The sequence below is a fragment of the Streptomyces sp. NBC_00090 genome (genome assembly GCF_045160815.1).
Taxonomy (GTDB): Bacteria; Actinomycetota; Actinomycetes; order Streptomycetales; family Streptomycetaceae; genus Streptomyces.
The window spans coordinates 7,609,459-7,632,506 of sequence record NZ_CP108224.1 but is presented as its reverse complement, the minus strand read 5'-3'; the positions used below and the strand labels follow the sequence as shown (position 1 = coordinate 7,632,506).

Genomic DNA, 23,048 nt, shown 5'->3' with positions numbered 1-23,048 from the left:
GAGGACAGCCCAGATGATCAAGCGGACGTCGCAGGACATCCGACGCCTCAACCGCTTCGAGGTCCTCCGGCGCGTCTACGCCGGCCCCGGCGCGATGAGCCGCCAGGACATCGCGGCGGCGACCGGCCTCTCCTTCGCCACCGTCGCCAACCTCACCGCCGAACTCCTGGAGGCCGGCGTGCTCGCGGAGGCGGGCCACGAGGACTCCAGCGGCGGCCGGCCCCGCGCCCGCCTCGCCGTCAACGCCGAGCGGGGCGCGCTGATCGGCGTCGACATCGCCGAGACCTCCGTCCACGCCGAGCTCTTCGACCTGGCCCTGGAGGTCCGGCACTCCGTCGAGCGTCCGCTCCCGCCGGGCGACGTCCGCCCCTCCGACGTCGTCGACGTCCTCGCCGGCTGCGTGGAGGAGCTGCTGAGCAGCTCCGGGACGCCCCGCGAACGGGTGCTCGGGGCCGGGGTCAGCGTGCCCGGCATGGTGGAGCGCGAGGGTGGCGTCTCGTCGTTCTCCCCGTACTGGTCCTGGCACGAGGTGCCGCTGCGCGCCCTCCTCGACGCCCGCCTCGGACTGCCCCTCTGGCTCGACAACCCGCTGCGGGCCAGCACCGTCGCCGAGCTGTGGTTCGGCGCCGGGCGGGAGGTGGACGACCTGGTCGTCCTCACCCTGCGGGCCGGCGTCGGCGCCGGGATCGCGATCGACGGGCAGCTGTACCGGGGCTTCACCAACAGCGCGGGCGAGTGGGGCCACACCTGCCTCGCCCTCGACGGACGCCTGTGCACCTGCGGCAACCGGGGCTGCGTGGAGGCGTACGTGAGCACCCGGGGGATCGCGCAGACCTGGCGCGAGCTCGCGCCGGGCGACGAGCGGGCGACCGGGGCGGACGACGCGGCCACGGTCGCGGCGCTGGCGCGCGCGGCGGCGGAGCAGGACCCGACCGCCGCCGCCGTGATCGACAGGACCGGGCGCTATCTGGGCGCGGCGGTGGCCAATCTGGTCAACCTGCTCAACCCCCGGGTGCTCGTCCTCGGCAACCAGGTCGTCGACCTGCTCGGCGAGCGGCTGCTGACCGCCACGTACGAGGCGGTGACGCGACACGCGCTGCCGCTGCCGCACCGGGCGGCGGCCCTGCGGCGCAGCGCGGTGCCGCACAACGCGGTCACCCGGGGAGCGGCCACCTTAGCGCTGGAGGGCTTCCTCAACGACCGGGAGGTCTTCGGCCCGGTCAGCCGGATGCGTCAGCCGCGCGAGCGCCGGGACGGCCGCCGTAACGCATCGGTCGATGCGGAGTCCTGACCCGAGCCGGGCGCACGTCCGCGCACGTTGGTGGTCGGCACACGTCCGCGTACGCCCGCAGTCGACGCACCCCCACGTGCGCCTGTGGTCGGCACACGTCCACGTACGCCGTTGCCCGGCGCACACCCACGTACACCCGTGGCCGGCACACACCCGCGCACGCCGGCCGCCGGCCCACGCCACGCACGGCGCCGGGGCGTCAGCGCAGGCCCCGGTGCCCCAGCCTGGCCGAGAGCTCGCCGGCGCCCTTCGCTGCGAGGGCGGTCAGTTCGTTCTCCCGGTCCTCGCTCCAGCGGTGCACCGGGACCGAGACGGACAGCGCCGCGACCACCCGGCCGGAGCGGTCCCGGACGGGTGCGGCGACACAGCTGACGTCCGGGTTGGACTCCTGGAGCTCGACGGCGACGCCGAGGATCCCGATCTCCGCGAGCGCGGCGCGCAGCGCGGCCGGGTCGCTGAGGCTGTTCGGCGTCATGGACTCCAGCGGGCCCTCTTCGAGGCGGGCTTCGAGGCGCGCTTCGAGTTCGGCGGCGGGGAGGGAGGCGAGGAGCATCTTGCCGACGGCCGTGCAGTGGGCGGGGAGGCGGCGGCCGGTCGCGGAGACCATCCGTACCGCGTGCGTGGAGTCGACCTTGGCGATGTAGATGACGTCCATGTCCTCCAGGAGGGCCACGTGGACCGTCTCGCCGCAGGTGTCGGCCACCTCACGGGCGACCTGGTGGCCCTCGGCCGCGAGGTCGAGCTGCTCGGCGTACCGGCTGCCGAGCTGGTACGTGCGGACGCCGAGCCGGTAGCGGCCGGGCTGCTCCGGCACCGCGACGAGGTAGTTGCGTGCGGTCAGCGTGGCGACCAGCTCGTGCGTGGTCGTGCGCGGCAGCTGGAGGCTGCGGGTGATCTCGGGCGCCGACAGCGTCCCGTCGCCCTGGAGGAAGAGCTCCAGTATGTCGAATGCCCTGGTCACCGCCGGAACGAGTCGTCCCACGAGGCCCACCCCACCCTCTGCCCGTTCGAAATACCGTACAGCGACCGAAATCGCGGACAGAGACTAGCGGTGGACCACCGGCCGGGCAACGACCGGGCACCGGCCGGACGGCCGCGGACCGTGTGGACACGCTCCCATTGACACGTCGGCGGGCGGCTGCCTACGGTCTCGCCGATCCACCGAACAGCATTCGACATCTCGAACACCACGCCAGCGCCCCCGGGGAGCAACCACCGTGCGCATCACGGGAATCACCACGCATGTCGTCGGAACGCCCTGGCGCGATCTGACGTACGTCCTGGTCCACACCGACGAGGGGCTGACCGGGGTCGGCGAGACCCGGATGCTCGGGCACACCGACGCCCTGCTCGGCTATCTCCGCGAGGCCGAGGCCAACCACCTCACGGGCTCCGACCCCTTCGCGGTCGAGGATCTCGTACGGCGCATGAAGTACGGCGACTTCGGGCGGGCCGGGGAGATCGTCATGTCCGGCATCGCCGTCGTGGAGATGGCCTGCTGGGACATCAAGGGCAAGGCCCTCGGCGTGCCGGTGTGGCAGTTGCTCGGCGGGAAGGTGACCGACCGGGTGCCGGCCTACGCCAACGGCTGGTACACCACCGAGCGCACCCCGGAGGCCTACCACGCGGCGGCCCGCGAGGTCGTGGTCCGCGGCTACCGGGCGCTGAAGATCGACCCGTTCGGCACCGGCCGGTTCGAGCTGGACGCCGAGCGTTCGCGGTACGCGGTCTCGCTCATCGAGGCCGTACGGGACGCGATCGGCCCCGACACGGAGCTGATGGTGGAGATGCACGGCCGCTTCTCCCCCGCGACGGCGGTCCGGCTCGCCCACGAGCTGGCGCCGTTCCGGCCCGCGTGGCTGGAGGAGCCGGTGCCGCCGGAGAACCTCAAGGCCCTGCGGAAGGTGGCCGACAAGGTCGACCTGCCGATCGCGACCGGCGAGCGGATCCACGACCGGATCGAGTTCCGGGAGCTCTTCGAGTCGCAGGCGGCCGACATCGTCCAGCCCGACGTCGGCCACATCGGCGGCATCCTGGAGGCGAGGAAGCTCGCCGCCACCGCCGAGACGCACTACGTGCTGGTCGCCCCGCACAACGTCGGCGGCTCGGTGCTCACCGCGGCCTCCCTCCAACTCGCCGCCTGCACACCGAACTTCAAGGTCCTGGAGCACTTCAACGACTTCGCGGACGCCGAGATCAAGAAGGTGGTGAGCGGGGCTCCGGAGGTGGATCCGGAGACCGGCTGCTTCACGATCTCGCACGCGCCGGGGCTCGGGGTCGAGCTGGACGTGGACGCGGCGGCCGAGTTCCCGCAGCGGCGGGCCCGGTTCGACCTGTGGGCCGAAGGCTGGGAGAAGAGGCGGCCCGAGTGAGCGAGGACCCGACACGTCGCAGCCGGGCGATCGTCGTCGAGGCACCCGGTGAACACCGGCTCGTCGACAGGGAGCTGCCCGGTCCGGGTCCCGGCGAGGTCCTCGTACGGGTCGCCGCCGCCGGCATCTGCATGAGCGACCGCGAGCTGTACGACGGCCACCGCGCCCCGGGGTACGTCCGCTACCCGGTGGTCCCCGGACACGAGTGGTCCGGGACCGTGGAGGCCGTCGGCGCCGGGGTGGACCCGGACCTCGTCGGCCGCCCGTGCGTCGCCGAGGGCTTCCGGTCCTGCGGGGTGTGCGAGCGGTGCCGGTACGGGGAGACCAGCCTCTGCACGGCCGGGTACGCGGAGACCGGCTTCACCGAGCCGGGCGCCTTCGCCGAGCACCTGGTGGTCCCCGCACGGCTGCTGCACCCGCTACCCCGGGGCGTGGACCTGCGGGCGGCGGCGCTCCTCGAACCCGCCGCCGTCGTCGCCGCCGCCGTACGGGCCGGACGGCCGCGCCCGGGCGAGCGGATCGCCGTCGTCGGCGCCGGGACGCTCGGCCTGCTCGCCGTCCAGTGGCTGGCCGCCTCCTCCCCCGCCGAACTCGCCGTGGTCGACCCGCGCGCGGAACGGGCCGGACAGGCCCTGTCCTTCGGCGCGAGCCGGGCCCTCGCCCCCAGCGAGGCGGCCTGCGTCTCCGGCCGCTTCGACCTGGTCGTGGAGACCGCCGGGGCACCCACCACGGCCGCCTCCTCCTGCCTCCTCGCACGGCGGGGCGGCCGGGTGGTGCTCACCGGCATGTTCGCGGCGGGGGCCGCCGGGATCGACCCGGTCCACCTGTCGGTGAGCCAGCTGGAGCTCCGCTCCGTCTTCGGCGCCTCCTCCGCGGCCTGGACGGACGCGGTACGCGCCTTCGCGGCCGGGCTGCTCGACCCGGCCCCCCTCGTCACCCACGAGTTCCCGCTGGAACGGTTCGGCGAGGCGCTCGCCCTGGTGGGCGGCGGCGCCCCGGGCACCGGCAAGGTCCTCCTGCACCCCTGAGCGCCCGTACCGCTCCCTCGCCTCCTGCGCACCCTCTCGCACCTCGTCCGATCTCCTCCGCACCCTCCCCTCGCCTCCTCAGCACCTCGTCCGACCTCCACCGCACCTCCACCGCACCTCGTCCGACCTCGTCCGCACCTCGTCCGACCTCCCGAACAGAGGATTCCGATGACCACGCGACCGGCACCCCGACGTCCCGGCGGCGACGCGCTCCGCCGTATCGGCCACCCCGTTCCGGCGGAGGACCTCGCCGGCGCCTCCCCGCACGCCTTCCCCGACGGCGGGCTCTGGCGTACCGAACTCCCCTCCGTGGAGGGCCCCGAGGCGCTCGCCGTCGTCCTCGCCGAGAGCGAGCGGCTCGACGTCCCCGTGCACCGGGTCAGCCAGGGCAGCGGCGTCTGGATGCTCACCGACGCCGAGATCACCGAGATGGTCGACGCCTGCGCCGAACGCTCCGTCGAGCTCTGCCTGTTCACCGGCCCGCGCGGCACCTGGGACACCGGGGCCGCCACCCGCACCGACTCCGGCGGGGCCGGGCTCCGCGCCCGGGGTCACGACGCGCTCGCCGGGTGCGTCGAAGACGCCCTGCGTGCGGCCGAGTTGGGCGTGCGGTGTCTGCTCGTCGCCGACGAGGGCGTCCTGTGGACCCTGCACCGGCTGCGTACCGAAGGGGTGTTGCCGAGCGACACCACCTTCAAGGTGTCCGCGCTGATCGGCCCGGTCAACCCGGCGGCGTACGCCGTGCACGAGCGGCTGGGCGCCGACTCCCTCAACGTGCCCTCGGATCTGACCCTCGCCCATCTCACCGAGATCCGCCGGGTCAGCCGGGCGCCGATGGATCTGTACGTCGAGGCCCCGGACGACCTCGGGGGGTACGTCCGGATGTACGAGGCCGCCGAGTTGATCCGCCGGGGCGCGCCGCTCTACCTGAAGTTCGGTCTGAGCCGGGCGGCCGGGATCTACCCCTACGGGGCTCACCTGCGGGAGCAGGCCCTCGCCACCGCCCGAGAGCGCGTACGGCGCGGACGGCTCGTCCTCGACCTGCTCGCCCGCCTCGGAGCGGACGGCGGCATGTCCCCGCTCGGCTCCCGGCACCCCGGGAAGCTCCACCGCTTCCCGGTCTCCGACGAGGACAGTCCCTAGGGGCCTGCCTGACAGACCCTTCGTCGAAGCGCTTCGATTTTCCTGATCCTTCTCTCTGGACACGTCAGCACGGTCACGTTACGGTCTCGCTGGGTCGCCGAAGCGATCACTCGGCGGGCTTCGTCGAAGCGTTTCACCACAGCCACGGCCCACGGGGAGAACGGATGGTCACCCTTGTCGAGGTTGCCCGGCACGCCGGAGTGTCGGCAAGCACGGTCAGCTACGTGCTCAGCGGCAAGCGCCCCATCTCCGACCTGACCCGGCAGCGGGTGCGGGCCAGCATCGAGCAGCTCGGCTACCAGCCGCACGCGGGCGCCCGCGCGCTCGCCAGCAGCCGGTCGCGGATCATCGCGCTGATGGTGCCCCTGCGCACCGACATGTACGTGCCGGTGATGCTGGAGATCGCGGTCGCCGTCGCCACCACCGCCCGGGCCCACGGCTACGACGTGCTGCTGCTCACCGGCGAGGAGGGCCCCTCGGCGCTGCGCCGGGTCACCGGCAGCGGTCTCGCCGAGGCGGTGATCCTGATGGACGTCCAGCTCGACGACGAGCGGCTGCCGGTGCTGCGCGCGGCCGGCCCGCCCGCCGTCCTGGTCGGGCTGCCCGCCGACCCGGCCGGACTGAGCTGTGTCGACCTGGACTTCACGGCGGCCGGGGCGCTGTGCGTGGAGCATCTCGCCGGTCTTGGCCACCGGGAGATCGCCGTGATCGGGGAGTCCCCCGGCGTCTACGCCCGGCACACCGGCTTCGCCGAGCGGACCCTGCGCGGCCTGCGCGACCGGGCGGCGGAGCACGGCGTCGGGCTGCTGCACCGGCCCTGCGAGGGCAGTCACGACGCGGTGGCCGGGGTCCTCGCCCGGATCTTCGACGAGCGGCCCGGGGTCAGCGCCTTCGTCGTGCAGAACGAGACGGCCGTCGAACCGCTGCTCGCGCTCCTGCGGCGGACCGGCCGGGCCGTGCCCGAGGACGTGTCGGTGGTCGCCGTCTGCCCGGAGGCGGTCGCCGCGCAGGCCTCCGTGCCGCTCACCTCGGTGGCGATCCCCGCGCACGAGCTGGGCCGCCGGGCGGTGGAGCGGCTGATCGCGGGGCTAGCCGGGCGGCCCGGCGATGAAGGCACCGGCGGTGAAGGCACCGGGGGTGAGGCGGAGGCCGGCGGCGAGGGGGCCGGCGGTGTCGAGCTCCTCACCCCCGTCCTGACGGCCCGGGACAGCTCGGGGCCCCCGGCGGCGCGCGGCACGACGGGCTGAGGTCGGACCGCCGTCAGCCACCCTCCGCCGCCCCGCGCGATCAGGAACCGACGACCCGTTCCTCGCCCGCGCCCAGGACGAGCCGGGACACCCCCGCCGGGCTCCTGAGCTCGATCTCCGCGTCCCGGTCCGGTCGGACGACCGCGTGGTACTCCCCCGGTGACCACTCCAGGTCGACGCGCGCGCCGAACCGGGTCCGTACGCCCGTGAGCCGGCCGCGCGGGATGCGGGCGGGCGGCGCGGGCAGGAGCACGAGCCGCTCGGGGGTCGACTGCACGAGCGCCTCGATCAGGAGGGCGGGCAGGGCGTGCGCGGCGTCGGCGTTGTAGACGTCACGGGCCGGATAGTGCGTGCTCATGAGGGAGTCGTGGAAGTAGTCCCCCGTGAGCACGCGGGCCAGGGCGTCCTCGGTCCGGGCCGCGTCCCCCAACCGGGCGGCGACCAGGCCGTGATGGAGATGTCCGTGGGCCGATTCGTTCTCGCTGCCCCGGAGTTCGAGGGCACGGTGGGCCGCCCGGGCGAGGTCAGGGGTGTCGTACGGATTGATCTCGTCCAGCGGCCAGACCGGGTACAGGTGGCTGAGGTGCCGGTGGTCGTAGCGGTCGCCGAGGCCTGGCCGGGCCCATTCGGCGAGCGCCCCGTCGTCGTTGACCCGGTACGGCGGGAGCCGGTCGGCGAGCGCGCGGAGCCGGGTGGCGTCCGGGGCCGGGGCACGGTCGGCGGCGGCGCGCAGGGCGTGCCGGGCGGCGGCGATGTCCATGGTGGCGTCGACCGCGCCCCAGCTTCCGCCGCGCGGGCGGTTCTCCGGGGAGTACGAGGGGACGATCGCGAGCCGTCCGTCGGCTCCGGTGCGGGTGAGGAAGTCCTCGTAGAACGCGGCGAGTTCGGTGAGGACGCCGGTGACGCGCGGGTCGCGGCGGCCGCTCGCCTCCTCGCGTTCGAGGAGGGGTACGAGCAGCCAGTCGGCCCCGGCGGTCCACAGGTGGAGGGGGTACTCGCGGCTGAAGTGGTACGTGTGGCCCGACTCGCCGTCCGTGTGACTGGGGGCGACGACACCCCGGGCCCCGAAGATCTCCCGGGCGTTGTCCCGCCAGTGCGCCAGCTGCCCCTGAACCAGGGCGTGGTGAGCCTCCGTCACCTCGGGCAGGTCGGCGGCGACGGCGGAGGCGATCTGGAGGTTGAGGTTGGCGTTCGTGGTGAACGCGCCGGACCAGGCCGTGTTCCAGTCGCCGGTCCACAGTCCGGTGAGCCGGGGCGGCAGGAGGCCGGAGGAGGAGAGCAGGTGGTAGCGGCCGGCGGCGAAGAGGCGTTCCGGGAGGGCGGTGCTGTCGGGGCGGGCGAGGAGGGCGGAGCCGGGGAGGGATCGGTCGGTCGCGTCGGCGCCGAGGTCGAGGGCGACGCGGCCGTAGGCGGGGCGGTGGAGCGCGGCGTGCCGGGCGAGGAGGCGGGCGTACGTGGCGGCGAGGTCGTCGCCGGAGCCGGTCAGTGCGCGTAGGGACCGGACGTCCTCGGCCTCCCGGGCCGCGCAGGTCTCCATGCCCTCCTCGTCCCGCCGTACCCGGGTGAGCAGGAGCAGCTGCCGGGCGCCTTCGATCCGTACGCCGGTGGCGGTGAGCGTGGTGCGTCCGGCGTCGCCGAGGAGGAGGGTGAGGCCCGTGTAGCCGTGGGGGCTGTCCGGGTAGCGGGCCCGCAGGGTGAGGACGGTCTCGCGGCGGGCGGAGGCGATGCCGCGCCCGACCCCGAGCTCGGCGGGGACCCCGGGCAGCCGGTGGTCGAGTTCGACCTCGACCACCGGTCCGGGATCGGAGACGTACTGGACGAGGACGTCGTCGGCGCGGGAGACGAAGACCTCGCTGCGCCGCTCCCCGCACACGCCGGTGACCACCCCGGTGGTGAAGTCGACGGACCGGTGCGTCGCCGCGCCGGTACAGAAGGGTGCGCGCCGGACGCGGGTCCGGAAGGCGGGGTGGAAGGGCCGGACCCAGCGCAGCGGGCGGCCGTCCGTGAACCGTTCGGCGGCGGTGGTGTCTCCGGCGAGCAGGGCGTCCTGGAGGGCGGGGAGCGCGGTGGCGAGCCGGGGCGGGGCCGTGTCGGCGGGGGCGTTGTTCGGCCGTACGAGGGTGTGGTGGGTGACGATCACCCGGTCGTCCTCGGGGTCGCCGAAGACCAGCGCGCCGTGCCGGCCGTTGCCGGTGAGGAAGGCGTCCTCCCAGCGGGCGGCGGGCGCGGGCTCCCAGGTGCCGTGGATCACGGGCGCTCCTCCCCGGGGATGGGCGGGTGCTCCTCGAGGACGGCGACCCCGAACCGGTCCAGCTTCACGGCTCCCTCCGTCACGGTGCCGGTGAGCAGGTCGCGGTGGCGGCCGGGCAGCGGGACCGTGACGGGGTCGCGCCCGTGGTGGAGGAGGAAGAGCAGCTCGCCGCGGCGGACCGCCTCGACGCCCCCGGGCAGGCCGTCGAGGACGGGACGCACTCCCGCCTCGTGGGCGGCCTCGGCGAGGAGCGCGCTCAGGGCGGCGGGTTCGGGGAGTGTGGAGACGTACCGGGCGCGGCCGTTGCGGAGGACGGCGGGCATCCCGTCGAGTTCGCCGCCCCGGTGGGTGGCGAGGACTTCGGCGCCCGGTGCGGGGGTGAGCTCCTCGGACCAGAGGGTGCCGTGGAAGGTGCCGCAGTCGACGCGTTCGCCCTCGTCGAGCGGCCACCACTCCTGGAGCAGGTCGATGCCGAGGAGTTCCCGGAGCCTGGCGTCCATGCCGCCGGGGCGGATCCGGTCGTCCTGGTCGGCGATGCCGGTGAGGAAGCCGCAGACGAGGGTGCCGCCGCCGCGCACGTACGCGGTGAGGTTCTCGATCGCCGTGTCGTCGAGGAGGTAGAGGTGGGGGACGAGGACGAGCCGGTGGCCGCTCAGGTCGTCGTGGGGGTGGGCGAAGGAGGCGGGGAGGTGGGCGTCCCAGAGGGCGCGGTGCCAGGCGCGGACGATTTCCGCGTGGTCGACGCGGCTGGAGAGCGCCCCGTCCCGGTTCTCGGCCCACCAGGAGTTCCAGTCCTGCAGGAGGACGATGTCGGTGGTGACGCGGGAGCCCGCGACCCGGGGGCCGAGGACGGCGAGGTCCTCGCCGATGCGGACGGTCTCGCGGAAGACCCGGCCTCGTTCGCCGGCGTGACCGAGCATGCCGGAGTGGAACTTCTCCGCCCCCTGGCGGGACTGGCGCCACTGGAAGTAGCAGACGGCGTCGGCGCCGCGGGCGACGGACTGGAGCGCCCAGAGGCGGTTGAGGCCGTACGGCTTGGGGTGGTTGACGCCCCGCCAGTTGACCGCACCGGCGGCCTGCTCCATGACCATCCACGGCCGGCCGCCGGCCTGGGAGCGGGTGAGGTCGCCGATCATCGCGTTGTACTGGCCGGCGCCCGGGTCGCGGGGGTCGGGGTAGACGTCGACGGAGACGACGTCCTCCTCCGCCGCCCACGCCCAGCCGTCCTGACCGGACCAGAAGGGCATGAAGTTGGTGGTCACGGGGAGGTGCGGGGTGTGGCGGCGGACGATGTCGCGCTCGGCGCGGTAGCACTCCAGGAGCAGGTCGGAGGTGTAGCGCCGGAAGTCGAGGACGTGCGCCGGGTTCTTCAGGTAGTGGGCGCGGCGGGGCGGCAGGATCTCGTCCCAGGCGGCGTACCGCTGGCTCCAGAAGTCGGTGCCCCAGGCGGTGTTGAGGGCGTCGAGGGTGCCGTACCGGTCCTTCAGCCAGCGGCGGAAGGTGCGGGCGGCCTCGTCGCCCCAGTCGTGGGTGCAGTACTCGTTGTTGATGTGCCACATGGTCAGGGCGGGGTGGTGGGCGTAGCGGGCGGCGAGGTCCTCGGTGATGGCGGCCGCGTGGCGCCGGTAGACCTCGCTGGAGTGGGAGAAGTGCTGGCGCGATCCCCACCACTCGGTCCTGCCGTCCTCGTCGCGGGGCAGTGTCTCGGGGTGGCGGTGCCCCAGCCACGGCGGGGGCGAGGAGGTGGGGGTGGCCAGGACGACGCCGACGCCGTGCTCGTGCATCAGGTCCATGAGCCGGTCGAGCCAGCCGAACTCCCTGGCTCCGGGGGTGGGTTCGATGCGGGCCCAGGAGAAGACCCCGAGGGTGACGGAGGTGACCCCGGCCTCGCGCATGAGCCGGGCGTCCTCGGCCCAGGTCTCCTCGGGCCACTGCTCGGGGTTGTAGTCGCCGCCGTACAGGAGCCGGGGCGGCCGGCCGGGCGGGCGGGTCAGGTCGTCGAGGCTGGACATCGGGCGGTCTCTCCGTACGAGGGTGGTGGGGAACGGGGTCAGCCCTTGACGGCGCCGGTGAGCATGCCCTTCCTGAAGTGTTTCTGGACGAAGGGCGAGAGGACGGCGACCGGCAGCAGGGCGAGGACCATGACGGCCATCTGGACGGCGAGCCCGGAGAGGTTCCCGGCCTTGACCGCCTGGCCGAGGCCGACCGGGATCTCCTGCTTCTGCACGAGCTGGATGAGGACGTTCTGCAGCGGCATCATGTTCTGGTCGCTGAGGTAGATGGAGGCGTTGAACCAGGCGCTCCAGTAACCGACCGCGTAGAAGAGGGTGATGACGGCGATCACCGCCCGCGAGAGCGGCATCACGATCTGCCAGAGGATCCGCAGGTCCCCCGCGCCGTCGATCCGGGCGCTGTCGACGAGTTCGGGTGAGATGCCCATGAAGAAGCCGCGCAGGACGAGGATGTTGAAGACGCTGACGGCGCTCGGCAGGATCAGCGCCAGATAGGTGTCGGTGAGGCCGAGGGTCTGCACCAGCAGGTACGTGGGGATGAGTCCGGCGCCGAAGAACATGGTGGCCATCAGTGCGAGCAGGATGAAGCGGTGCCCGAGCGAGCCGGGCCGGGAGAGCCCGTACGCGCAGAGGACGGACACGGCCATCGAGAAGAGGGTGCCGGTCACGGTCACGAGGAGGCTGACGATCGCCGCCCGGGTGACCTGGCCGCCGCTCAGCAGCTCCTGGTAGGCGATGAAGGTGACGTCCCTCGGGACGACCACCAGGCCGCCCACCTCCGTGATCGTCTTCTTCGACGAGAGGCTGGTGACCACGACGATCCACAGCGGTACGAGTACCGCGAGGCAGGCGGCGGCGAGGAGCACGCCCTTGGCCGCCAGGCCGGCCCGGCCGGGCGGCTCCTCCCAGACGGGCCGGGCGGGCGCCGCCCATCGCGAGGTGAGGCTCCGGGTCACTTGCGGTACACCCCCTGCTCGCCCATGAGATGGGCGACCTTGTTCGCCGAGAGCACCAGCACGAGGCCGACGACTCCCTTGATCAGTCCGGCGGCGGCCGCGTAGCTGAAGTCCTGGCTGCGCAGTCCGGTCCACCACACGAAGGTGTCGAGGACCTCGGCGGCCCCCGGTCCGACGGCGTCGCGCTGGAGCAGCAGTTGCTCGAATCCGACGGTGAGCGCGTCGCCGACGCGCAGGACGAGCAGCAGGGCGATCACGGGCCGCAGCGCGGGCAGGGTGACGTGCCACATGCGGCGCCATCGCCCGGCCCCGTCCATGGCGGCGGCCTCGTACAGGTCCTGGTTGACGGCGGCGAGCGCGGCGAGGAAGACGATGACGCCCCAGCCCGCGTCCTTCCAGATGCCCTCGGCGGTGACGAGGAACTTGAAGATCGCCGGGTCGGTCATGAGGTCGAAGCCCTCGTGGCCGTGGAGCCGGAGGGTCTGCGCGATGATGCCGGCGCCGCCGAGGATCTGCTGGAAGACGGTGATGACGAGCACCCAGGAGAAGAAGTGCGGCAGGTACAGGACGGCCTGGACGACCGCCCGGACCCGGGGCCGCAGCACGCTGTTGACGAGCAGCGCGAGCGCGATGGGCACCGGGAAGAAGAGCACCAGCTGGAGCAGGAAGAGGACGAAGGTGTTCTCGACGGCGTGCCAGAACGACGGGTCGGAGAAGACCCGTTCGAACTGGGCGAGGCCGACCCAGGGGCTCTCCAGCATGGCGGTGACGCCGTTGGTGGAGACGTACGGGTCGTAGTCCTGGAAGGCGACCACGTTCCCCAGGATCGGGATGTAGTTGAAGACCAGGACGAGCAGGAGCGCCGGAACGGTCATGAGGAGGAGGGTCCGGTCGCGCCGGAACCGCCGGCCGAGCGGGACGCGCCCGTCCGTACGGCTCCGGTGCCGGTCTCCCGGCCGGTCCCGACGGCCCTCGCGGCGAGGGGACCGGGCGTCGGGGTCCTGCGCGGCCGGTTCCGCCGCCTTGGTGTCGAGCGTGCTCACGGTCAGCTCGCCGCGGAGCCGTTGGTGTCGAGGAGCTTCTTGTACCAGTCGCGCAACTGGTCCCCGCCCTTGGTCTTCCACTCGGAGACGGCCTGCTGCATGTCGGAGACCTTCTTGCGGCCGCGGACGATGTCCTTCTCCAGCTGCTCGAAGTCGTTCATGAGGCCGGTCCACTGGGACGGCTCGGTGATGGTCATCCCGTAGAAGGAGGACTTGGACGTCACGGCGCCCATCCGCTGCTGCCACTCGACCATGGCGCGGGTGACCTCGGGGGTGTCGGGGTGGGCCACGTAGGGGGCGGGGCTGGCGACGAACAGCCAGGAGCTGCTGACCTCCTGGTTGCCCTTGTCGGTCTTGACGGGCAGGCCGTCCTTGACGGTGTGGTGGACACCCTCGACGCCGTAGTCGGTGAGCATCCGCTCCTTGGTGCCGTAGGGCGCGGCGGTGAAGTCGGCGATGGCGAGGGCGTCCTCGACGACCGCCTTGGAGCTGCCCTTCTTCACGAAGGCCCAGATGTTGGCGGGGTTGGTGGCCCACAGCTTCGGGGTGCCGCCCGCGTGGCCGGGGATGTCCATGGCGGCCATGGCGAACGCCGCCTTCTGCGCGGCCTGTTCGGAGGTCTTGGCGTACCAGTGGGAGAGGTCGTTGTTGTAGATCAGGCACTGGCCGGCGGTGAAGCGGAGGCTGGTGTCGCCCTGGTTCTGGGTCTTCTCGTCGGGGTGGACGACTCCGGCGTCGTAGAGCTTGCGGGTCCACGCCAGTGCTTCGAGGTACTCGGGGGTCTCGATGCGGTTGACCAGCTTGCCGTCGACGAGGTGCCAGCCGAGCGCCTTGTCGCTGCCGGGGAGCACGCCGAACATGTTGTAGGCGGTCCAGGTCATGTCGCCGCAGGCCCACACCTTGGTCCTGGCGCTGGTGATCTCCTTGGCGAGGGCGAGGAACTCATCGGCGCTCTTGGGGAGTTGCCAGCCCTTCGCGTCGAAGAGGTCCTTGCGGTAGAAGGGCGCGATGTTCGTGACGTACGAGGCGGGCATGGGCAGGCCGCGCAGCTTGCCGCCGAAGATGGAGCGCTGCCAGGCGTCGGTGGGGATGGCCGCGAGGTTGGGGTAGGCCTTGACCTTGTCGCCGGAGAGGTACGGGCCGAGGTCCTCGAACTTGGCGTTGATCGCGCTCGGGATCTTGCCGCCGAGGTTCCATCCGGGGACGACGACCACGTCGGGTATCTCGCTGGAGGCGAGGACGGCGCCGAGCTTCTGGTCGTAGACGTTGCCGTCCTGGTTCTGCCAGGTGGCCCGGACGCCGATGGCCTCGTTCATGGCCTTGTAGTACGGGTTGTCGGAGGCGGGCGGGGGCCCCCAGAACGGGGCCATGACGGTCAGGGCGCCGCCCTTGCCCTTCTTGGCGGCGACCGACGCCTTGAGGTCGGCGCTCGGGATGGCGCGGGTGAAGCCGGCGGCGGAGCCGTTCTTCGGCGCGATGTCGGGGGCGACGACGGTGCTGGCCTCGAAGGCGGGAAGGAGCTTCGCCGCGTCCTTGCCGGTGGTGGTGCCGTCCTTCTTCCCGGCGTCCGATCCGCCACCGCAGGCCGTGAGCAGCGGGGCGCCGCCGGCCACCGCGGCGGCGGCGACGGCGGTGGAGGCGAGGAAGCCCCTCCGGCTCTGCCCGGTGTCGCTCCGGCTCTGGGTGGATCTCCGGGAGCCCGTGGAGACGGCGTTCGGCGTCATTGCGTCAACCCTTCATGGCACGCGCCAGGACATACGGCGACCGAGGGGTCGTCGGCCGGCTGCGGTGGTGGAGGTGGAGCGGGCGGGGCGGAGCCCCGGGGCGCTGTCGACCATCGAGTCGAAGCGCTTCGATGTTGCTGCGAGGTTAAGTGACCGTCACAGGCGCGGCAAGAGTCGTTCCCGAGTTTCTCGGGCTTTTCGCCGCCTCGGCGAGACTCCAAGACCCCTTGGGAGATGGGGAAGTGGGCCGCTTCCACGGCTTGACACCCACTCCTCGCGCACGGAGCATCGAAGCGCTTCGAAAAGCTTCTGCGCCCTTCACGCCTCCTGCTTCCTCCACTTCCCCTGCTTCCCCTGCTTCCTCCACTCCTCCTGCTTCCCCCACTCCTCCTCTGCCAAGGGACTCGCACGTGACCGCACACCGGCCGCCCTTCCGTGACCCGGCCCTTCCCGTCGCCCGGCGCGTCGAGGATCTGCTCGACCGGCTCACCGCCGACGAACGCCTCGCCCTGCTGCACCAGTTCACCCCCGGCGTCGAGCGCCTCGGCCTCGCCGCCTTCCGCACCGGCCAGGAGGCCCTCCACGGCGTCGCCTGGATGGGCCCCGCGACCGTCTTCCCGCAGGCCGTGGGGCTCGGGGCGAGCTGGCACCCGGAGTTGGTCCGCCGGGTCGGCGAGGCGGTCTCCCGCGAGGCGCGGGCGATGCGCGCCAAGGACGAACGGGTCGGCCTCAACGTCTGGGCACCGACGGTCAATCTGCTGCGCAACCCGCTGTGGGGCCGCGGCGAGGAGGGGTACGCGGAGGACCCGGGGCTGACCTCCGCGATCGCGACCGCGTTCACCCGGGGGCTGCGCGGCGACCATCCGCTGTACTGGCGCACCGCACCCGTCCTCAAGCACTGGCTGGCCCACAACAACGAGGCGGCCCGCGACACCTCCTCCGCCTCCGTGCGTCCGCGCGTCCTCCACGAGTACGACCTGCGGGCCTTCCGCGGCCCCGTCGAGGCGGGCGCGGTGGCCGGGGTGATGCCCGCGTACAACCTGGTCAACGGACGGCCGAACCACCTCTCCCCGTACCTGGAGGAGGAGCTGCGCACCTGGACGGAGCAGGAGCTGCTCGTCTGCTCCGACGCGGGCGCCCCGTCCAACCTGGCGGATTCCCAGGGGTACTTCGCCACGCACGAGGAGGCCGTGGCGGCGGCGCTGCGCGCCGGGGTCGACTCCTTCACCGACCACGGGACGGACACCTCGGTGATCCTGGGCCGGCTGCGCGGAGCCCTGGAGCGCGGCCTGATCGACCGGGAGGACGTGGACCGGGCGGTGCGACGGCAGCTGACCGTGCGCTGTCTCCTCGGCGAGTTCGACCCGGAGCTCGATCCGTACGCGGACGAGAGCCGGTTCGACACCCCCGAGCACCGGGAGCTGGCCCGTGAGGCGGCCGAGGCGGCGGTCGTGCTTCTCAGGAACGAGCCGCCGGACGAGGAGGGTCCGCTCCTTCCCGTCCGGGAGGGGGTACGGATCGCCGTCGTCGGGCTCCTCGGCGACGCCTGCAAGCTGGACTGGTACAGCGGTTCGCTGCTCCACCGCTCCACCCCGCTCGACGGGCTCCGGGAGCGGTTCGGACCGGAGCGGGTGACCTTCGCCGAGGGGGTGGACCGGATCCGGCTGCGGACCGCGTCGGGCAGGTGGCTGCGGGTGCCGGAGAGCGGGGCGATGGCCAAGGCAAGGGACACGGAGATCGCGCTCGACCCGGCGCTGCTCGCGGGCCGCACCGACCTGCCGCCGCTCACCGCCGACGCGGAGGGGTCCGAACTGGCCCTCGTCGACTGGGGCGACGGGGTGCTGACCCTGCGCGCCCCCGACGGCCGGTACCTCTCGGTCGCCGAGGACGGGTTCGTCCGCGCCTCGGCGGACGAGCCCGGCGGCTGGGTCGTCCAGGAGACCTTCCGGCTCGAAGCCCAGGGAGACGGACACGGGGACGGGCACCTCCTTCTGCACCTCGGTACGGGTGGCTACGTCTCTGTCGCCGCCGGGGGTGTGAAGGTTGCCGCCGACCGGGAATCCGCCGAGGTGTTCTCGGTCGAGACGGTCGAGCGGGGTGAGGAGGCGGTCGCCCGGGCGGCGGCCGGAGCCGACGTGGTGATCGTCGTCGCGGGGAACGACCCGCACGTCAACGGGCGGGAGACCGAGGACCGGACGACGCTCACCCTCCCCGCCCAGCAGGACCGGCTGTGGCGGGCCGCGCACGCCGCGAACCCCCGGACCGCGCTCGTCCTCGTCTCCTCCTACCCGTACGCGGTGCCGGAGGCGGCCGGGACGCTCCCGGCGCTGCTGTGGACCGCGCACGGCGGCCAGGCGGCGGGCACGGCGCTCGCCCGGATCCTGGCCGGCGACGTCTCCCCGGCGGGACGGCTCCCGCAGACCTGGTACGCGGCGGACGCCGACCTGCCCGGGATGCTCGACTACGACGTGATCGGCGGCCGCCAGACGTACCTGTACTTCGACGGCACCCCCCTCTACCCGTTCGGGCACGGTCTGTCGTACACCTCCTTCGGGTACGAGGGGCTGACGGCGGCCGTCGACGGGGAGACGCTCCGGATCACGTGCGCGGTGACGAACACGGGCGCCGTCGCCTCCGACGAGGTGGCCCAGGTGTACGCGCGGGCCGTGGCGCCGTCCGTCGCCCGCCCGCACCGCGAACTCCTCGCGCACGAGCGCGTCCACCTCGCCCCCGGCGCCTCTGTCACGCTCTCCTTCGCGGTGCCGATGGCGTCGCTCGGGTACTGGGACGTGGCCCACGGCCGGTGGACGGTGGAACCCGGCGCGTACGAGATCCAGGCGGGAGCGTCCAGCGCCGACGTGCGCCGTACGGTCCGAGTCGACGTGCCGGGCACGGCGCCCGGGCCGCGTCCGGTCCTGGAGACGGGTCTGGAGGCCGCCGACTACGACGAGCAGACCGCGACCGTGATCGTCGACCGCTCCCGGGTCTCGGGCGACGCGGTGACCCCGGCCGATCCGGACGTGCCCGGCACGCTCCTCTACCGGGCCTGCGACTTCGGCGACGGCGTCACGGAACTGGCCGTGACGGCCGCAGGGTCGGGCGAGGTGGCGTTCTTCGCCGGTACGGGGACGGCCGAGCTGGCCCGCGTGACGGTGGAGCCCACGGACGGCTCGTACGACCACACGACCGTGGGGGCGCCCTGTCACGTCCGGGACGTGACGGACTTCCGCGTCGAACTGCGCGGGCCGCTGCGCCTCGCGCACGTCACCTTCTCCGGCTGAGGGACCGGGAAGCGCGACGCATGGGGCGTCCCGCCAGGGCCTCGGGGCCCGGCGGGACGCTCCTCCTCAGCGTGCGGGAGGGAGGTAGGCTCCCGTGATCGTCTACCTGGGGGCCCACCATGACCCGCACGTCATCCGTACGCCGCGTCGCTCTGCTCGCGGCGGCGCTCGCCGCGCTCGCCGTCTCCTGCGGCACGACGCCGGAGCCCGACCGCCCGGCGGCGGGCCCGGGCACGGCGGCATCGGCATCGGCATCGGCATCGGCATCGGCCACGACCGGTGCGCCGGAGGCGACCGCTACCGACCCCACGACCGCGCCCGCGCCCGCGGAGCCCGACGGCGCCCCCACCACGACCGGCGAGCTCGCGCCGTCCTCCGGCGAGAAGGTCCGTGACGCCTTCGCCACCCTCCAGGCCACGCTCAACGACTCCTGCGCGACGGACTGCGCCTACTTCCTCGGCCGCGTCCACAAGGAACTCCAGGAGCTGGACGGGGCGATGAAGGCCGACCCCAAGGGGCCCGGACACTTCCCCGAGCCGATCCAGAAGATCGCCGAGCTCAACAAGACGTTGGCCGGCGACAGTTCCTTCGAGAACCTGAAGAAGCACGAGAAGCTGCTCGTCGGCACCCGCGACTTCATCAACACGTGGATGCAGGGCCATCCGGACGACTACCGCTGACGCACCGAGTCGACGAAGACGGCGAAGGCGGCGGCGGAGACGGCGAGCGTCGGACCTGACGGAACCTTGGAGTCGCGGACGGGGACGACGCCGTGCGTGGGCACGAGGTTGTGGGCGACCTCCACGCAGTTGCCACCATCGGTGCTGTAGGAGGACTTGAACCAGCGGGGGGACTCGGTGGTCACAGCATGCCCTTTCGTATTTCCTTGATCATGGCCACGGAGTCCGCCTGGGAGAGCGACTCCGCTGCGAGCTGATGGTAGGTCGTGACCAGGTACGACACAGCTCCGCTCTCCCTCTCCAAGTGGCCTTGGGCCTGCGACTCGGCGTACGACAGCACAGATCGGTCGGGAAGAGTCAGGATGTTCACGGGCCGACTGAGTGACCGCCTCTCCCCTAAGGCGAACGGTGCCATTTGGAGGACCGTGTACGGACGCGCCGCGAAGGCCACCAGTCGGTCGAGCTGCGCGTCCATGACTTCAGGGCCACCAACCAGCTGACGGATGCAGCTCTCGTCCATCACGACGAAGAGCATCGGCGGGCGCTCCCGCTCCAGAACCTGTTGACGCTCCACCAAAAAATCTACGCGCTCGACGGCCTGCTCCGCCGTGATGGCTCCCCGTGCTACGGCGCCCTCTGCCAAAGCCCGTGCGTACTCGGGTGTCTGAAGGAGACCCGAGACGACGCCGATCTCGAACAGCCGGATCTCTACGGCCTTGCGCTCCTGATGGACGTACTCCGGGAAGCCCTCCATGAGCACGCCGCGCCTCAGTTGCTGACACTCTCGGCCGAACGACTGATCCGTTCCTGTCAGTCCGAACGCTCCATCGAGAGCCCCCGAGAACTTGAGAGTTGAGGGTCGGCTACCAATTTCGACGGCGGAAATGTGCTTGCTGGAGTACCCCGTCCGGGTGGCCAACTCCTCCTGCGTCCAGCCCCGCTCCTCGCGCAGCCTGCGCACACGCGCCCCGTACGCGGCCATGGGCCCGCTGTCCGGGTCCAGCTCCTTGCGGTTGACCCCAACTCTCCCTCATCCACTCGTACGTTGAAGGCATATCGACTGTAGGTCACGCTGATGCCTCCTAGTAGTGGATTCGCTACAGAGAGGAACACCCATGCCCGAAAGCGACCGCCCAGCCCCGGTCCCTGATCTCGGAACGTTCATGGCCGCAGACACACCCGAGGGACAGCTCCGCCTCGGGAAGGTGACCGCCTGGGACGGCGAGTTCGTCCACCTGCAACGGCCGGGCGGAGGAACCGCGTGGACGGCGGCACCGTCCGAGTTGCGCCGGCCGACCGAGGACGAGCGCGCGCTGATCCGCGTACTCACCACCCCGGTCACGGCGGCACCCCGCCCGCGGACCTGTCCGGAGCCTCCGGTGGTGCTCTCGGTGGATCTCGTGCCGCCCGCCGTGCCGGCTCCGGGCTGCGTCACGTGCGCGATCGCCGCCGAGCGGGAGCGGCACCACCTCCGGACGCACGACCATTCGGCGGCGGCGGACTTCCGGGTCGAGATCCGGAACCACCCGCACGACGAGCCGAAGTCGACGCTTCCCCGGAAGCTGCCATGACCCCGGCGGCAGCGGTGACCACGGTGCCGGTCTATCGCATGGGCCGGTACCCAGGCCCGGAGTCCGAGCTCACCCTGAGCGCACGCTGCATGGACGGTGGATGCCCATGGGAGTCGGAGCCGACACCGCAGCCCGGGACCGGTGCGGTCGGGTGCGAGTCGCACACCGCGGCCACGGGGCACACCACCTTCGCCGTCCGCCTGGAGTACATCGCGCTGGTGACCACCGAGGCCGCGCGCGAGGAAGGCAGTGGCTGACAACGGACGCCGGCGCCGCCTCGCCGATCACCGTTCCGCCCCCGGGCTGTGTCAGTCGTCTTCCGGCAGGTGGTAGTAGACCGTGCCCGATCGCCAAGAGCCGTGCTCGGTCATCTCCTCATGGAGCACCACGTCCTGGATCTCGACGGGCCCGAGGCCGTCGATGGTGTCGGCGAGGCGCCGCAGGAGCGCCGGGACGCTGTCGCAGCCCGGACCCGACGGGTTGGCCTGGGAGAAGTGGCGGACGGTCCAGTGCTCAGGGGTATCGGTCACGGGACGAGCGTAGGCCCTCCCCCGTACTGGGGAGGAGGGCCCTTCCGCGTCACGCGGTAGCCGCCACCGGGGGGCTCCGGTGGTCGGTCGCGACCACCCTCCGGCAGGCGAGAGCGACGACCGCCGCGACCGCGACGAGCAGCCCGCTGGCCCAGAACGGCCCACGGTCACCGGCCGCTGTGCCGAGAGTGCTCGCGGCGACGAGCGGGCCGACGGCGGCCCCGGTGTTGAGCGCGGCCGTCGCGAACGCGCCGGCCATGGTGGGGGCTCCCGCCGCCTCGTACAGGACCCGTGTGATCAGGGTGGCGCCCAGCGCGAACGACAGGGCGCCCAGCACGAACACGAGGACCAGCACCGCGAACGGACGCTCGGCGAGGACAGCGAGGACGGGCCAGCCGAGGACCAGCAGCGGCCCGCCGGCCGCGAGGACGAGCCCGGGGCGCCGGTCGGCCAGCCGCCCCGCGACGGTGACCCCGGCGAAGGAACCGGCGCCGAAGAGCACCAGGACGACGGGGATCCACAGCCCTCCGAGACCGGTCGTCCCCGTCACGAGGGGCGCGAGGAAGGTGAAGCTGCCGAAGGTCGCGGCGTTCACCAGGGCGCCGAGCAGCATGACCAGGAGCAGCCGCGGGCTCCCGAGCCGCGCGAGTTCGGCCCGCAGGGCGGGCCGGCCTGCCCCGTCCTCCTGTGCGGAGTGTGCGGGGACGCCCCGCACGATGCCGAGGGCGGCCGGGAGGCAGAGCGCGGCGACGGCCCAGAAGGCGGACCGCCACCCGAACAGCTCGCCGACCAGCGCGCCGCCCGGAACCCCGGCGATCGTGGCCACGGTCGTGCCCGAGAGCAGGACGGCGAGCGCGCGGCCCTTCCGCTCGGGCAGGACGAGCGCGGCGGCGGTCGTCAGGGCGACGGCGAGGAACCCCGCGTTCGCGAGGGCGGCGACCACCCGGGTGGTGAGCAGGACCGGGAAGCTCGTGGTGAGGGCGGCGACGACATGGGCGGCCAGGAACAGGACGACGAAGGCGAGGAGTCCGGTCCGCCCGGACCGGCCGCGGGCGAGCCCGGCCATGAGCGGGGCGCCCAGGACCATCCCCGCGGCGAAGGCCGAGGTGAGGAGTCCTGCGGTCCCGACCGTGACGTCGAGCTCGGCGGCGATGTCCGGCAGCAGGCCGGCGAGCATGAATTCGGAGGTGCCCATGGCGAAGACCGCCAGGGCGAGCAGGTAGAGCGGGAGAGGCATCGAGGTGGCTCCGGGGTGAGGAGAAGCACGAGAGGACTCGTCTCGTCACCGCGGTCAGCACCCACGGACACGCTCCTCCGGCCGCGCACGGCGCACAGGGCGTGCGGCGGACCGCGGAGGAGCGGTGGACCCAGCTGTGGACTCGGCTGAAGTCTCCGGGATTCAGGGGTTCAGGGGGCTGACGGCGTGACCGAAAGCCCCCACCCTGGATGCTTCGGGGCTCGACATGCGGAGCAGGTTACCCGACCGCCGCGAGCGTGGACACGGCGTTTTCCCGCACGGGCACGACCGGTGCGCGGTCGGGGCTCAGGCCTCGCTCCTGCCCTTCTCGACCGCCTGGCGGACGTCGTCCCCCCACCCGAGGTCGTCGGCGATCCGCACCGCGTCCCGCTCGACGACGACCTTCTCCTCCGTCTTGCGGACCTGGACCCCGGCCACGCCCGCCTCGACCAGGAACTTCCGCAGCTTGGCGTCGTGGCCCTGGGCGTACGTGCTCTGGGTCGTGCCGGTGCACCGGGTCGTCCGGGGCTCCCAGGTCCGGTCGCCGTGCGGGGTCTCGTGGAGGAGCACCAGGTAGGAGTAACTCCCGCAGGCGCACGGGCGGGTGGCGTTCGTCGCTGTCGTCATGGCCGGATCATAGGGACAGCACGGACCACGCGACGAGACCGCGGGTCCCGTCCCG

The 23,048-nt window shown here is 72.8% G+C and carries 20 protein-coding genes; 9 read left to right on the top strand and 11 right to left on the bottom strand.

Annotated features, from left to right (window positions below; genetic code table 11):
- Nucleotides 1-13: 13 nt before the first annotated feature.
- Nucleotides 14-1,291, top strand: coding sequence for an ROK family protein (locus OG361_RS33995; RefSeq protein WP_405859698.1), 1,278 nt, complete (start codon nt 14-16; stop codon nt 1,289-1,291).
- Nucleotides 1,292-1,490: 199 nt separating this feature from the next.
- On the opposite strand, the gene OG361_RS33990 is transcribed toward OG361_RS33995, so the two are convergent.
- Nucleotides 1,491-2,273: an IclR family transcriptional regulator gene (locus OG361_RS33990; RefSeq protein WP_405859696.1), complete on the bottom strand. Its 783-nt coding sequence runs from the start codon at nt 2,271-2,273 to the stop codon at nt 1,491-1,493.
- A gap of 235 nt (nt 2,274-2,508) precedes the next feature.
- On the opposite strand from OG361_RS33990, the gene OG361_RS33985 reads away from it, so the two are divergent.
- The 4 genes from OG361_RS33985 to OG361_RS33970 all read left to right on the top strand — a co-directional run bounded on the left by OG361_RS33985 (nt 2,509) and on the right by OG361_RS33970 (nt 7,081).
- On the top strand, nt 2,509-3,663 hold the full coding sequence (locus OG361_RS33985; protein WP_405859694.1) for a mandelate racemase/muconate lactonizing enzyme family protein: 1,155 nt from the start codon (nt 2,509-2,511) through the stop codon (nt 3,661-3,663).
- Nucleotides 3,660-4,691 carry a zinc-binding dehydrogenase gene (locus tag OG361_RS33980; RefSeq protein ID WP_405859692.1) on the top strand — a complete coding sequence of 344 codons (1,032 nt, stop codon included), beginning with the start codon at nt 3,660-3,662 and terminating at the stop codon, nt 4,689-4,691. The genes OG361_RS33985 and OG361_RS33980 overlap by 4 nt, the downstream gene beginning before the upstream one ends.
- Nucleotides 4,692-4,859: 168 nt before the next feature.
- On the top strand, nt 4,860-5,834 hold the full coding sequence (locus OG361_RS33975) for a hypothetical protein (protein ID WP_405859690.1): 975 nt from the start codon (nt 4,860-4,862) through the stop codon (nt 5,832-5,834).
- A 164-nt stretch (nt 5,835-5,998) separates the two neighbouring features.
- A complete protein-coding gene (locus tag OG361_RS33970; protein WP_405859688.1) occupies nt 5,999-7,081 on the top strand; it encodes a LacI family DNA-binding transcriptional regulator in 1,083 nt (360 codons plus the stop codon).
- A 40-nt stretch (nt 7,082-7,121) separates the two neighbouring features.
- Here OG361_RS33970 and OG361_RS33965 read toward each other — a convergent pair whose 3' ends face one another.
- Genes OG361_RS33965 through OG361_RS33945 form a run of 5 tightly spaced genes read right to left on the bottom strand, consistent with a single transcriptional unit; the run spans nt 7,122 to nt 15,067 of the window.
- On the bottom strand, nt 7,122-9,332 hold the full coding sequence (locus OG361_RS33965) for a glycosyl hydrolase family 95 catalytic domain-containing protein (RefSeq protein WP_405859686.1): 2,211 nt from the start codon (nt 9,330-9,332) through the stop codon (nt 7,122-7,124).
- Entirely contained in the window at nt 9,329-11,344 is a 2,016-nt protein-coding gene (locus OG361_RS33960; protein ID WP_405859684.1) for a beta-galactosidase, read from the bottom strand. Before OG361_RS33960 ends, OG361_RS33965 begins: the two co-directional genes overlap by 4 nt.
- 38 nt (nt 11,345-11,382) lie before the next feature.
- Entirely contained in the window at nt 11,383-12,300 is a 918-nt protein-coding gene (locus tag OG361_RS33955; protein WP_405859682.1) for a carbohydrate ABC transporter permease, read from the bottom strand.
- Nucleotides 12,297-13,349, bottom strand: coding sequence for an ABC transporter permease (locus OG361_RS33950; protein WP_405862596.1), 1,053 nt, complete (start codon nt 13,347-13,349; stop codon nt 12,297-12,299). The genes OG361_RS33955 and OG361_RS33950 overlap by 4 nt, the downstream gene beginning before the upstream one ends.
- Complete coding sequence (locus OG361_RS33945; RefSeq protein ID WP_405859680.1) at nt 13,346-15,067, bottom strand: Tat pathway signal sequence domain protein; 1,722 nt, start codon at nt 15,065-15,067, stop codon at nt 13,346-13,348. Before OG361_RS33945 ends, OG361_RS33950 begins: the two co-directional genes overlap by 4 nt.
- Nucleotides 15,068-15,477: 410 nt before the next feature.
- Here OG361_RS33945 and OG361_RS33940 point away from each other — a divergent pair, with 410 nt between their 5' ends.
- Together OG361_RS33940 and OG361_RS33935 are read left to right on the top strand one after the other, a co-directional pair.
- Complete coding sequence (locus OG361_RS33940) at nt 15,478-18,348, top strand: glycoside hydrolase family 3 C-terminal domain-containing protein (RefSeq protein ID WP_405859678.1); 2,871 nt, start codon at nt 15,478-15,480, stop codon at nt 18,346-18,348.
- A 119-nt stretch (nt 18,349-18,467) separates the two neighbouring features.
- Entirely contained in the window at nt 18,468-19,028 is a 561-nt protein-coding gene (locus tag OG361_RS33935; RefSeq protein WP_405859676.1) for a hypothetical protein, read from the top strand.
- On the opposite strand, the gene OG361_RS33930 is transcribed toward OG361_RS33935, so the two are convergent.
- Both OG361_RS33930 and OG361_RS33925 read right to left on the bottom strand, forming a co-directional pair.
- Nucleotides 19,019-19,213 carry a DUF397 domain-containing protein gene (locus OG361_RS33930; protein ID WP_405859674.1) on the bottom strand — a complete coding sequence of 65 codons (195 nt, stop codon included), beginning with the start codon at nt 19,211-19,213 and terminating at the stop codon, nt 19,019-19,021. The two genes, OG361_RS33935 and OG361_RS33930, sit on opposite strands and share 10 nt — an antisense overlap.
- Nucleotides 19,210-20,010 (bottom strand): Scr1 family TA system antitoxin-like transcriptional regulator, encoded by an 801-nt coding sequence (locus OG361_RS33925; protein WP_405859672.1) that lies wholly within the window; start codon nt 20,008-20,010, stop codon nt 19,210-19,212. Before OG361_RS33925 ends, OG361_RS33930 begins: the two co-directional genes overlap by 4 nt.
- A gap of 181 nt (nt 20,011-20,191) precedes the next feature.
- Here OG361_RS33925 and OG361_RS33920 point away from each other — a divergent pair, with 181 nt between their 5' ends.
- Both OG361_RS33920 and OG361_RS33915 read left to right on the top strand, forming a co-directional pair.
- The gene (locus OG361_RS33920; RefSeq protein WP_405859670.1) at nt 20,192-20,599 is read left to right on the top strand and encodes a hypothetical protein; all 408 of its coding nucleotides are present in this window, start codon (nt 20,192-20,194) and stop codon (nt 20,597-20,599) included.
- The gene (locus OG361_RS33915; RefSeq protein WP_405859669.1) at nt 20,596-20,856 is read left to right on the top strand and encodes a hypothetical protein; all 261 of its coding nucleotides are present in this window, start codon (nt 20,596-20,598) and stop codon (nt 20,854-20,856) included. Before OG361_RS33920 ends, OG361_RS33915 begins: the two co-directional genes overlap by 4 nt.
- A gap of 51 nt (nt 20,857-20,907) precedes the next feature.
- Here OG361_RS33915 and OG361_RS33910 read toward each other — a convergent pair whose 3' ends face one another.
- The 3 genes from OG361_RS33910 to OG361_RS33900 form a co-directional block, all read right to left on the bottom strand.
- Entirely contained in the window at nt 20,908-21,129 is a 222-nt protein-coding gene (locus OG361_RS33910; protein WP_405859667.1) for a hypothetical protein, read from the bottom strand.
- A 49-nt stretch (nt 21,130-21,178) separates the two neighbouring features.
- Nucleotides 21,179-22,366 carry a Cmx/CmrA family chloramphenicol efflux MFS transporter gene (locus OG361_RS33905; protein WP_405859665.1) on the bottom strand — a complete coding sequence of 396 codons (1,188 nt, stop codon included), beginning with the start codon at nt 22,364-22,366 and terminating at the stop codon, nt 21,179-21,181.
- Between the two features lie 306 nt (nt 22,367-22,672).
- Nucleotides 22,673-22,993 (bottom strand): hypothetical protein, encoded by a 321-nt coding sequence (locus OG361_RS33900; RefSeq protein WP_405859663.1) that lies wholly within the window; start codon nt 22,991-22,993, stop codon nt 22,673-22,675.
- Nucleotides 22,994-23,048 lie beyond the last annotated feature (55 nt).

Coding starts and splice junctions, on each gene's coding strand:
- OG361_RS33905 (WP_405859665.1), bottom strand. CDS start 22,366: ATGCCTCTCCCGCTCTACCTGCTCGCCCTGGCGGTCTTCGCCATGGGC.
- OG361_RS33935 (WP_405859676.1), top strand. CDS start 18,468: ATGACCCGCACGTCATCCGTACGCCGCGTCGCTCTGCTCGCGGCGGCG.
- OG361_RS33975 (WP_405859690.1), top strand. CDS start 4,860: ATGACCACGCGACCGGCACCCCGACGTCCCGGCGGCGACGCGCTCCGC.
- OG361_RS33945 (WP_405859680.1), bottom strand. CDS start 15,067: ATGACGCCGAACGCCGTCTCCACGGGCTCCCGGAGATCCACCCAGAGC.
- OG361_RS33920 (WP_405859670.1), top strand. CDS start 20,192: ATGGCCGCAGACACACCCGAGGGACAGCTCCGCCTCGGGAAGGTGACC.
- OG361_RS33970 (WP_405859688.1), top strand. CDS start 5,999: ATGGTCACCCTTGTCGAGGTTGCCCGGCACGCCGGAGTGTCGGCAAGC.
- OG361_RS33900 (WP_405859663.1), bottom strand. CDS start 22,993: ATGACGACAGCGACGAACGCCACCCGCCCGTGCGCCTGCGGGAGTTAC.
- OG361_RS33915 (WP_405859669.1), top strand. CDS start 20,596: ATGACCCCGGCGGCAGCGGTGACCACGGTGCCGGTCTATCGCATGGGC.
- OG361_RS33925 (WP_405859672.1), bottom strand. CDS start 20,010: ATGGCCGCGTACGGGGCGCGTGTGCGCAGGCTGCGCGAGGAGCGGGGC.
- OG361_RS33960 (WP_405859684.1), bottom strand. CDS start 11,344: ATGTCCAGCCTCGACGACCTGACCCGCCCGCCCGGCCGGCCGCCCCGG.
- OG361_RS33995 (WP_405859698.1), top strand. CDS start 14: ATGATCAAGCGGACGTCGCAGGACATCCGACGCCTCAACCGCTTCGAG.